Genomic DNA, 7,409 nt, shown 5'->3' with positions numbered 1-7,409 from the left:
TAAATGGAAAAACAGGAACGAAAATTAAGGTGTAATAAAGCATAACAAATACTGGTATAAAACCTACGTGCCAGATAAAAATGGAAAATTGGTGCTAGGCTTCATCTATCATGGATTTTTGAAGAATTTAAGTAAGCCGGATAGTAAGGGGCGTATTTCTGCTACGGTTCAAGCCTTCGCGATCTTTTGGGATAACCAAAATTTGCGTGGCGGGCAGATTTTAACTTATAAACCTGGTACGAAACTAAAACATTATCCTGAAAAAATCGGGCTCAAATCTGCCTATTTCACGAAACAAAAGAAAGTATTTTATACGCCGAACTATTGGTTGAAATAAAAGGAGAGAACAACATGAAAAAGATTATTACTATTATTTTAGCGGGAGTGCTGATTTTCAGCGTTCCCGTTTTTGCATCTGCCCAAAAAGACATCACTGTATCTAGTCATATTCCTCTTTATAAATATAAATATGCGAGAGGTGGCGTCGTAACCTATCTTCCAAAAAATGCGATTGTTAACTACCAATCTGGCGGAAAAGTAACTTTTCGCGGAAAAACGGGTTATACGTCTCTTTATTATTATTTTGCGCCTGTGAAGTCGAATGGGTGGGTTACAGCAGTTACCAAACGCCAAGCCGTCGCGCTAGTGTCTCCGGGAAAAGGTGGCGGAAACTATCTAAATATGAATACAGTTGTACGAATCAAGCCAAGTGTAAAACGAAAAGGCTATGTTCAAACAGCTGTATTCATCAATAAAAAATGGGTATGGTGCAGATGGATTAAACCGTCGAACTTGATTCGTGTAGATGGGTACGGATATGGCTCTATTGCTGTTTTTCATTATTTATAAGATAAAATGCTGTTAATTGTCTTTCGCTCTGTTTGATAGCGAAGCACGTAAGCGACCGATTGAGAAACGGTCGTAAACACATCTTAGCCTCGCCCTTTTGGGTGGGGTTCTTTTTTTTGTGCAAAAAACTTTTTTAAAAACCATTGACTATATATCAATATTGATATATTATATAAATATAACAAGTACCAATACTAAAAAAAGGAGTGAGAGAACATGAAAATAAGTTATGATTCTACTGAGTTGATTGCTGAGTTAAAAAATGATATTAAGGAGTTCGGAAGAGACATAGAATTATGGTGTTTCTTTAAATTCGTAGAAAAACAGAAGATTTATACTAATTACGACTTTATTGTTGATGATGAAGTCAAAAAAGAAGAGCTTGGCGAAAATGGGCATCTTGACCGATTGCCTGCACGTAAGCTTCTAGAGCGGTTAGAAGAACAAGATAGAATTATGTAAATAAAAATGAGGTGTAAAAATGACCGAAAAAAAAACAAAAAAACTACTGAGGCACAACGCAGAGCGATGAAAAAATATCGAGAAAAAAATAAAGAAAAAATTAAAATTCAAGGTGCGAAAGGTAGCGGAAAGTACTTCATTCGAAATCACGCAACACTAGACGATTTAGAAGACTTTGAAAATCTTATTGAAGAAAGAAAAAAAAGTTTTAAAAAAGGGTTGACTATATATCAATATTGATATATAGTGTAAATATAGAAACGAAATAATAAAATTTAAAAAGGTGGTAATTAAAAATGATTATGAACAAAGAACAAGTAGTTAAATTAATTGAAGAAGAAAAAGCGGGAAACATTAAAGAAGTTTATTGCACGAGTGCAGAAAATAAAAACAACGAGGTCGCAGAAGTTGTGGGTTGTGCAGTTGAAGCAGTTGAGTACGTAGGACAATTTGACGGCGAAAACTTTGAGTTTGAAAACAAAGAAGTCGTAGATGGAGATATGATTTACATTATTAAGTAAGTCGAATTAAAGCCCTGACAAATGTCGGGGCTGTTTTTTTTTTATGTAAAAAGCGCAAGCATTCAGCCAGCGCCTCTTCTCTCAGTATAAATAGGTTTGAATATATTGTTCATATAGAGTTCTCTCGTAAAGTGAAAGCCGTTTTTTTTGCTAAATCTCTTCGAATGTTAAATTTTGTTTCCAAAAAGTATACTGCGTCTGCTCGGTTTGGAGGTAGTTCGATTTGTCGAAGGGCAAAAAATGGCACAAGAAAACGTTCCGCAAAGTTATTGGCCTGACGCTCTTGATACTCATAATAGACATTCTTTATGCGCAAGCTGCCACCATCGTGCAAAAAATAGTGCCCAAGCTCGTGCGAAAACTCTTCAAGCTGTTCTTGTTCATGCTTTCTGTCATCAATAAAAATGTAGTCTCGATTGCGCATATGTGTATGCCGACTTCGTGTTGGCGCTTTTATCAGCGTCAAATTTAACTTCGCGCAGATCGTATTCATGTGTATTTGTCCCGGTTTAATCTCTAGTTTGTCATAAATGTTTTCAACTAAATCATCTAAATAATTCATTAAATCTCCACCTTCAAAAAGAAATAAGAATCGAACGTTTGTTCTTATTTTAATACGAAGATGAAAATAAATCAACTATTTATTATTTGTTGCGAGTTTTTTTCATGAGTTCCCAAAGCTCACGCAGGTCCTGCAACTCTTCTTCACGGGTAGGTAGTTCTTTGTACCATACATACAACTCCGGGTCATTAATGAAAGCTTGAAAAGCCGCTTCATCTTCTTCTAATACATACCGATGGTCTCGCCCAAGCAAATAATCTACAGAAACACCAAAATAATCAGCTACACGCTGTATTTTGTCGATGCCAGGCACAGAGTTGTCCCATCTTCGTATTGTTCCGTTCGGTATATCTGTTCTTCTTTCTAATTCTGCTATAGTAATTTCTTTACTTTCACATAATTTTTTTTATTCTCTCAACGATTGTCATATCAACGTTCCTCCGTACTCCTAAAAATAAAATGGCAAATAAATACATTTTTTTATTGACAATGTACAAATTTACTATTATACTTTAGGTAGTTAATATGAAAGACAGAAAAAAATAAAATCAGCTGTTCCCCAACAGATGCTATAAGTTTTTTTTGTATTGCCTTTCTGTATCTTTATATTAGCAAATATATACGTTTGTGTCAATGGTGTTAGCGTTTGTAGATATACAAATTTGATAGGAGGAAACAAGATGAAAACAGAGAATTGGAACGGGCACGAAATTCGATTTGTGAGTTTGGAAGGTGAGTGGTGGGCAGTCGCTAAAGATGTTGCTGAGGCATTGGGCTATAGAAAGCCTGAAAATGCTGTTGCATCACATGTATCTAATATAGATAAAACCACTACCCTGATTCAGGGGACTGGTTCAAATTATAAGTCTAAAGCCACTTTAATTAGCGAATTCGGAATTTATGATTTGGTATTCAGTTCCAAAATGGAAAAGGCTAAAGAGTTCAAACGGTGGGTCTTCGATGTAATTAAACAACTCCGTCACTCCGCCGGACTTGAAGGCTTTGAGGTGTTCCGAATGCTTGACAAAGAGCACCAAAAAGAAGCGATGAGTAAGTTATCAAATAGCTTAGCTGATCCTGTACGCGAACATTTTATCATTGCAAACGTCATTGCAAACAAAGCGGTCTCAACCAAATACGGCTTTGAAAAATCACTTAAAAAAGGTGATATGCTGCCGGAAATGTTAGTTGACAGACAAGCCATTTTGGACGACACAGCGCAACTAATTGCAGTCAAAGACAAATTTGGGCTCGACTTATCCGTCAGCAAAGAAGTTTACAGTAAAGTGTTGGGCAAGGCACATGCTGATGTGAGCTAATGAAGCAAGCAACATTTACGAAGGTGCCAAACAAGGCAATTGACGACCCTGCATTAAACGGAAATGATTTGCGAGTGCTGCTTGCTATTTGTCGATATGCACATAATAAGACAAGAAAATGTCACCCGAGCCGCGCAACCTTATGCAGAAAAGCGAGAGTGGGCAATAAGACACTTGCGAAGTCACTTGAAACACTTGTGAATTGGCATTATATCAACATTGAATCCCGTTATTCAAATGGCGCAAAGTTGTCAAATGAATATACTGTGATAGTGTCAACCGACACCATGTCATAGTGTCAACGAACACCTACCATAGTGTCAGATGACACCATAAACTAGACTGTATTTAACTATACTGTATTAGAACTAGACTTTAAAGTACACCGCCAGCTAAAGCTGTCGGGGGCGACCAATAAATAAAAGATATTAATAGGAAGGGGTTAGGCACCATGGATAGTATCTTTATAGATGATGTAAGAACACATAGAACCTATAAAACACATACTAAAAAGATAGCTAAGCAGATTAAAGCAGTTTGTGAAGGTGGAGACAGCCGAAAATTGATTGCGGAAATACTAAACAGAGAGGACTGGCTTGTAAGTAAAGTAGCTGACTACTTTGCTAGTGAACTCTCTCATGTAATCGAAAAAGGGCAGCTGCCTCAACTTACTAATCATCTATGGCAAACTACTGATAGAGAACTATTGGACAAAATAAACACGGGAGAAGTCTTGCTTAGTTCAGACGCGGATAACGACTATACAGCAAAAGGAACGAAAGCGGCTATAAATGCCCTTGTCAAACTTCACGATAATCTGATTGATGAATTGTGGGAGTGGGTTGTCGAATGGGAGAGCTAACAACAAAAGTACAATGTCTCTATGCAGCTAACTTAGTTCTGAATGACATTAATATGTCGCTGATAGATAAGAAGCTAGAGTCACGCGATGACATTATTGCAGTGGCAACTATGCTACGTGCGAAGTCAAACGAGCTCATAAACATCGACTACGAACTGTCTGAAATAGAGCTATTCGAATTTGTGGAAGAAAATAATGTGCCATTTTTTGGTCAAAGGAGCGGTCAGCCATGAGTTTCACAGCCTTAGTATTTTTAACATTCGCAATATTTGCATTACTGTTTACACGTGGAAAGGAGCGGCATTCAAAATGAGCACCCCACTTAACGATCAAGAAACGTGTTTCAGCTATTTGCATGAGACTGGCGAGTGGCGAATTTATACGAATGTCAAGAAGCACATTACGAAGTACACACCTCTCGTTAAAAACCCTAAGACGATTCAGGAAAATGGACGTGTAATTTCAATTGAAGGCGTTTTGGATAACGTAACAGTCAGCGCGTATAAAAAGCGCAAATACGATGAGAAAACTCGAGAACTTATGAGGAAAAGAATGCTAAATGTTCGGGAGGGGGAGCCTGATGACTAAAAAAGTTGCAGATTGGAACACAACGGACTTTACAAAGTATTTACAAGCTGAGCATAAACGGCTTTATGGCATCGAATATCAGCCATTTGGACGCTGGGCACTTGAGCAGGGGCAGATTGGAAAAATTATAGGCACCGCGAAAAAAAAGGGAACGCATAGCAAGCAATTTTTTAAAAGACTTTATTGATACCTGCTTTGCTGAGTACAAGCCGTCTAAGGAGTATCCGGGAATCAGTTTCGGTTTTATGATGACGTATAAAAAGCAAACCTGGCAGCGCGTTGAACTAGCACATAATCAAAGCAATAAGAAAGCAACTACACCAAAAAAAAGTGGACTGGGACGAGGTGTCAAAATGGCTTTAGGAAAGTATTGGGTGCTAGAAAGCCGTGTCGATAACAGCAAAGGAGAGTTCATGCTTGTTTACTCGCATAGACATGATTTTGACCTCTGTGCTATCGCATATTATGACAAACATAGGCACTTGATTCAAACACATCATGGCACTAGCGAAACCTGTGCATTGTTTGCGGAAGCATGGAAAAGAGGTGAGCCGATTGGCTGAAACTTTCAAATTTTTAGAGGACCGCTCGGCTACCGATTCACTCCGTGTCGTTATTGAGGCACGCGAAAAACTGGCTGAGGTCCCCGCTGATTATAGATTTTTAACTCTTAACACGAGCCCTGCTAAAGATACACAGAGACAAATTTATAAGTTGTTAGCAAAATATCGAACTACTTTTTCTGCATCAGGGCACGAAATAAAGTCTCTTTATTTATATTCTAGCGCGCCGGGAACAGGAAAAACAACAACTGCTATAGCATTGCTAAATGAGTTTATAATTGCGCGAGTCATTAATTCGTTCAAGCAAAGCGAGAGGCCTTCGTCGCTACCAGCATATTTTGTTGATGTTAACGAGCTACAAACACTGTTCAACAAGTTCAATCGTCCTAGAGTCCCGGAACGAGAGGCATCTAAAGCGGCCTCAAAGTATTACACAATTTTAGCAAAAGGCACTTGTGCATCATTTGCTTTACTTGACGATGTTGGAGTGCGAACGGCAACTGAAGCGTTTCGAAGCGATATACATACTTTAATCAATGAACGTGTAACCACAAAAAAACCGACAGTGTATACGTCGAATATTGCGCCAGAGCAACTTTCACAAGTTTTTGATGGACGGTTAGCCGATCGAATCATGGACCAGTGTCTACCTTTACATTTTGAAGGTGGTTCTCAGCGAGGAATGAGAAAGTGAGTGCTTCTCAATGAGTCCTGAAAATAAAATGAAGCGAAAAGAGATTATTAAAAAAATTGGTGAGGCAGAAGTCAGGCAGGACTTATACACCATTAAGAAACTAGGTAAACAGTTAATTGAGCTTGAGACATTCAACGAACGAAAGATTTATACTGTATTAGATTTAACGGTTAAAGAATACTGGGGATATCGACATAATGATTTTTCAGATGCACAAATAGCAGATATTTGCGACGTGCACCCCAATACATTAAAAAAATTTTAAAAAAGAAAAATGGAATTATTAGTAACAAGTTGAATCAAAGGAGGAACAAAAATGACTAACAAAATACATGTAGACATTAGATTAGGCGAGTGGTTGGATGGGATACCTGTAGTGTGGAAAGATAAACCTATGCTGGCGGCTTATAGATTGGCACAAGCCGCTGATAATTATACTAGGTTTGGTCTTTCTTCGTCTCTTATACCTAAATGGCTAATAAAAGACCTGATCAAAACCAATTATACGCTACTGACAACGATTGTATTGGCGCTTGAGCTTGATTATGAATATCAAGGACAATCTCGATATTATATTCAGCTCGGCACTCAAGAGCATACGTATTTAAATTTAAGAGATGATGGTAGTCTCTGGGTAAGTACAAATTCAGAGTACGGGCATTGCCAAACCAAATTTACAAAAGCTGAAATTGAAGCGTTAGAAAAACGCTTTAATAAACCCTATATGGAGTTCGCTGTAAGAGTCGAGGAGGTTGACGGAGATGAGTAAGTTTAAATTAGGTCAGATGGTACGTGTTCGAAATGATATTAGTGAAGACTCAAGGTACTCCGCGCGCATGCTTTTTACTCAAGAAATGTATCAACATGTTAGCAAGACATTCAAAGTCATCACAATTGATAGTTTCCGAAACGATACACAATATAAATTAGAAGGGCTGGATTTTTTGGTGGCATGAGGATTGGCTCGAATCTGCGTACGAAAAAATTGA

General features: G+C 37.9%; 18 protein-coding genes. 16 read left to right on the top strand and 2 right to left on the bottom strand.

The annotated features are described in order from the left end of the window. The first annotated feature begins 67 nt into the window (after nt 1-67). From MFLO_RS14085 to MFLO_RS14065, 5 genes are all read left to right on the top strand, one after another. Nucleotides 68-337, top strand: a complete 270-nt coding sequence (locus MFLO_RS14085; protein ID WP_036098687.1) for a hypothetical protein — start codon at nt 68-70, stop codon at nt 335-337. 14 nt (nt 338-351) lie between these two features. After that, a complete protein-coding gene (locus tag MFLO_RS14080; RefSeq protein WP_051993696.1) occupies nt 352-849 on the top strand; it encodes a hypothetical protein in 498 nt (165 codons plus the stop codon). Nucleotides 850-1,065: 216 nt separating this feature from the next. Beyond that, a complete protein-coding gene (locus MFLO_RS14075) occupies nt 1,066-1,311 on the top strand; it encodes a hypothetical protein (RefSeq protein ID WP_036098686.1) in 246 nt (81 codons plus the stop codon). 66 nt (nt 1,312-1,377) lie between these two features. Continuing rightward, complete coding sequence (locus MFLO_RS14070) at nt 1,378-1,551, top strand: hypothetical protein (RefSeq protein ID WP_241433683.1); 174 nt, start codon at nt 1,378-1,380, stop codon at nt 1,549-1,551. 56 nt (nt 1,552-1,607) lie between these two features. Next, nucleotides 1,608-1,832, top strand: coding sequence for a hypothetical protein (locus MFLO_RS14065; RefSeq protein WP_077913265.1), 225 nt, complete (start codon nt 1,608-1,610; stop codon nt 1,830-1,832). Between the two features lie 109 nt (nt 1,833-1,941). Here the strand turns inward: MFLO_RS14065 and MFLO_RS14060 are convergent, their stop codons facing one another. Both MFLO_RS14060 and MFLO_RS14055 read right to left on the bottom strand, forming a co-directional pair. After that, nucleotides 1,942-2,394: an ImmA/IrrE family metallo-endopeptidase gene (locus MFLO_RS14060; protein ID WP_051993695.1), complete on the bottom strand. Its 453-nt coding sequence runs from the start codon at nt 2,392-2,394 to the stop codon at nt 1,942-1,944. An 82-nt stretch (nt 2,395-2,476) separates the two neighbouring features. Continuing rightward, a complete protein-coding gene (locus MFLO_RS14055; protein ID WP_241433684.1) occupies nt 2,477-2,743 on the bottom strand; it encodes a helix-turn-helix domain-containing protein in 267 nt (88 codons plus the stop codon). A gap of 331 nt (nt 2,744-3,074) precedes the next feature. Here MFLO_RS14055 and MFLO_RS14045 point away from each other — a divergent pair, with 331 nt between their 5' ends. From MFLO_RS14045 to MFLO_RS14005, 11 genes are all read left to right on the top strand, one after another. Further along, nucleotides 3,075-3,713, top strand: coding sequence for a BRO-N domain-containing protein (locus tag MFLO_RS14045; protein WP_036098684.1), 639 nt, complete (start codon nt 3,075-3,077; stop codon nt 3,711-3,713). Continuing rightward, nucleotides 3,713-4,009 (top strand): helix-turn-helix domain-containing protein, encoded by a 297-nt coding sequence (locus tag MFLO_RS15255; RefSeq protein WP_077913264.1) that lies wholly within the window; start codon nt 3,713-3,715, stop codon nt 4,007-4,009. Before MFLO_RS14045 ends, MFLO_RS15255 begins: the two co-directional genes overlap by 1 nt. Nucleotides 4,010-4,164: 155 nt before the next feature. Continuing rightward, entirely contained in the window at nt 4,165-4,575 is a 411-nt protein-coding gene (locus MFLO_RS14040; RefSeq protein WP_036098683.1) for a hypothetical protein, read from the top strand. Beyond that, nucleotides 4,563-4,808 (top strand): hypothetical protein, encoded by a 246-nt coding sequence (locus tag MFLO_RS14035; RefSeq protein WP_036098682.1) that lies wholly within the window; start codon nt 4,563-4,565, stop codon nt 4,806-4,808. Before MFLO_RS14040 ends, MFLO_RS14035 begins: the two co-directional genes overlap by 13 nt. Nucleotides 4,809-4,884: 76 nt before the next feature. Then, nucleotides 4,885-5,163, top strand: a complete 279-nt coding sequence (locus tag MFLO_RS14030) for a hypothetical protein (RefSeq protein ID WP_036098680.1) — start codon at nt 4,885-4,887, stop codon at nt 5,161-5,163. Beyond that, the gene (locus tag MFLO_RS14915) at nt 5,156-5,350 is read left to right on the top strand and encodes a hypothetical protein (RefSeq protein WP_051993693.1); all 195 of its coding nucleotides are present in this window, start codon (nt 5,156-5,158) and stop codon (nt 5,348-5,350) included. The genes MFLO_RS14030 and MFLO_RS14915 overlap by 8 nt, the downstream gene beginning before the upstream one ends. Before the next feature lie 166 nt (nt 5,351-5,516). Further along, a complete protein-coding gene (locus tag MFLO_RS15785) occupies nt 5,517-5,726 on the top strand; it encodes a hypothetical protein (protein ID WP_206538350.1) in 210 nt (69 codons plus the stop codon). After that, nucleotides 5,719-6,420, top strand: coding sequence for a P-loop NTPase family protein (locus MFLO_RS14020; RefSeq protein ID WP_241433682.1), 702 nt, complete (start codon nt 5,719-5,721; stop codon nt 6,418-6,420). The genes MFLO_RS15785 and MFLO_RS14020 overlap by 8 nt, the downstream gene beginning before the upstream one ends. A gap of 10 nt (nt 6,421-6,430) precedes the next feature. Next, complete coding sequence (locus MFLO_RS14015) at nt 6,431-6,685, top strand: hypothetical protein (protein ID WP_036098679.1); 255 nt, start codon at nt 6,431-6,433, stop codon at nt 6,683-6,685. Nucleotides 6,686-6,736: 51 nt separating this feature from the next. Next, nucleotides 6,737-7,189 (top strand): hypothetical protein, encoded by a 453-nt coding sequence (locus MFLO_RS14010; protein WP_036098678.1) that lies wholly within the window; start codon nt 6,737-6,739, stop codon nt 7,187-7,189. Further along, a complete protein-coding gene (locus MFLO_RS14005) occupies nt 7,182-7,376 on the top strand; it encodes a hypothetical protein (RefSeq protein ID WP_036098677.1) in 195 nt (64 codons plus the stop codon). The genes MFLO_RS14010 and MFLO_RS14005 overlap by 8 nt, the downstream gene beginning before the upstream one ends. Nucleotides 7,377-7,409 lie beyond the last annotated feature (33 nt).

This window comes from Listeria floridensis FSL S10-1187 (assembly GCF_000525875.1).
GTDB lineage: Bacteria > Bacillota > Bacilli > Lactobacillales > Listeriaceae > Listeria > Listeria floridensis.
Note: the sequence above shows the minus strand (reverse complement) of the source record. Positions and strands in the feature narration are given on the sequence as shown.

What these genes read in the sequence shown, in the direction of transcription:
- MFLO_RS14080 (WP_051993696.1), top strand. Translation starts at nt 352, where the DNA reads ATGAAAAAGATTATTACTATTATTTTAGCGGGAGTGCTGATTTTCAGC.
- MFLO_RS14075 (WP_036098686.1), top strand. Translation starts at nt 1,066, where the DNA reads ATGAAAATAAGTTATGATTCTACTGAGTTGATTGCTGAGTTAAAAAAT.
- MFLO_RS14070 (WP_241433683.1), top strand. Translation starts at nt 1,378, where the DNA reads ATGAAAAAATATCGAGAAAAAAATAAAGAAAAAATTAAAATTCAAGGT.
- MFLO_RS14065 (WP_077913265.1), top strand. Translation starts at nt 1,608, where the DNA reads ATGATTATGAACAAAGAACAAGTAGTTAAATTAATTGAAGAAGAAAAA.
- MFLO_RS14060 (WP_051993695.1), bottom strand. Translation starts at nt 2,394, where the DNA reads ATGAATTATTTAGATGATTTAGTTGAAAACATTTATGACAAACTAGAG.
- MFLO_RS14045 (WP_036098684.1), top strand. Translation starts at nt 3,075, where the DNA reads ATGAAAACAGAGAATTGGAACGGGCACGAAATTCGATTTGTGAGTTTG.
- MFLO_RS15255 (WP_077913264.1), top strand. Translation starts at nt 3,713, where the DNA reads ATGAAGCAAGCAACATTTACGAAGGTGCCAAACAAGGCAATTGACGAC.
- MFLO_RS14040 (WP_036098683.1), top strand. Translation starts at nt 4,165, where the DNA reads ATGGATAGTATCTTTATAGATGATGTAAGAACACATAGAACCTATAAA.
- MFLO_RS14035 (WP_036098682.1), top strand. Translation starts at nt 4,563, where the DNA reads ATGGGAGAGCTAACAACAAAAGTACAATGTCTCTATGCAGCTAACTTA.
- MFLO_RS14030 (WP_036098680.1), top strand. Translation starts at nt 4,885, where the DNA reads ATGAGCACCCCACTTAACGATCAAGAAACGTGTTTCAGCTATTTGCAT.
- MFLO_RS14915 (WP_051993693.1), top strand. Translation starts at nt 5,156, where the DNA reads ATGACTAAAAAAGTTGCAGATTGGAACACAACGGACTTTACAAAGTAT.
- MFLO_RS15785 (WP_206538350.1), top strand. Translation starts at nt 5,517, where the DNA reads ATGGCTTTAGGAAAGTATTGGGTGCTAGAAAGCCGTGTCGATAACAGC.
- MFLO_RS14015 (WP_036098679.1), top strand. Translation starts at nt 6,431, where the DNA reads ATGAGTCCTGAAAATAAAATGAAGCGAAAAGAGATTATTAAAAAAATT.
- MFLO_RS14010 (WP_036098678.1), top strand. Translation starts at nt 6,737, where the DNA reads ATGACTAACAAAATACATGTAGACATTAGATTAGGCGAGTGGTTGGAT.
- MFLO_RS14005 (WP_036098677.1), top strand. Translation starts at nt 7,182, where the DNA reads ATGAGTAAGTTTAAATTAGGTCAGATGGTACGTGTTCGAAATGATATT.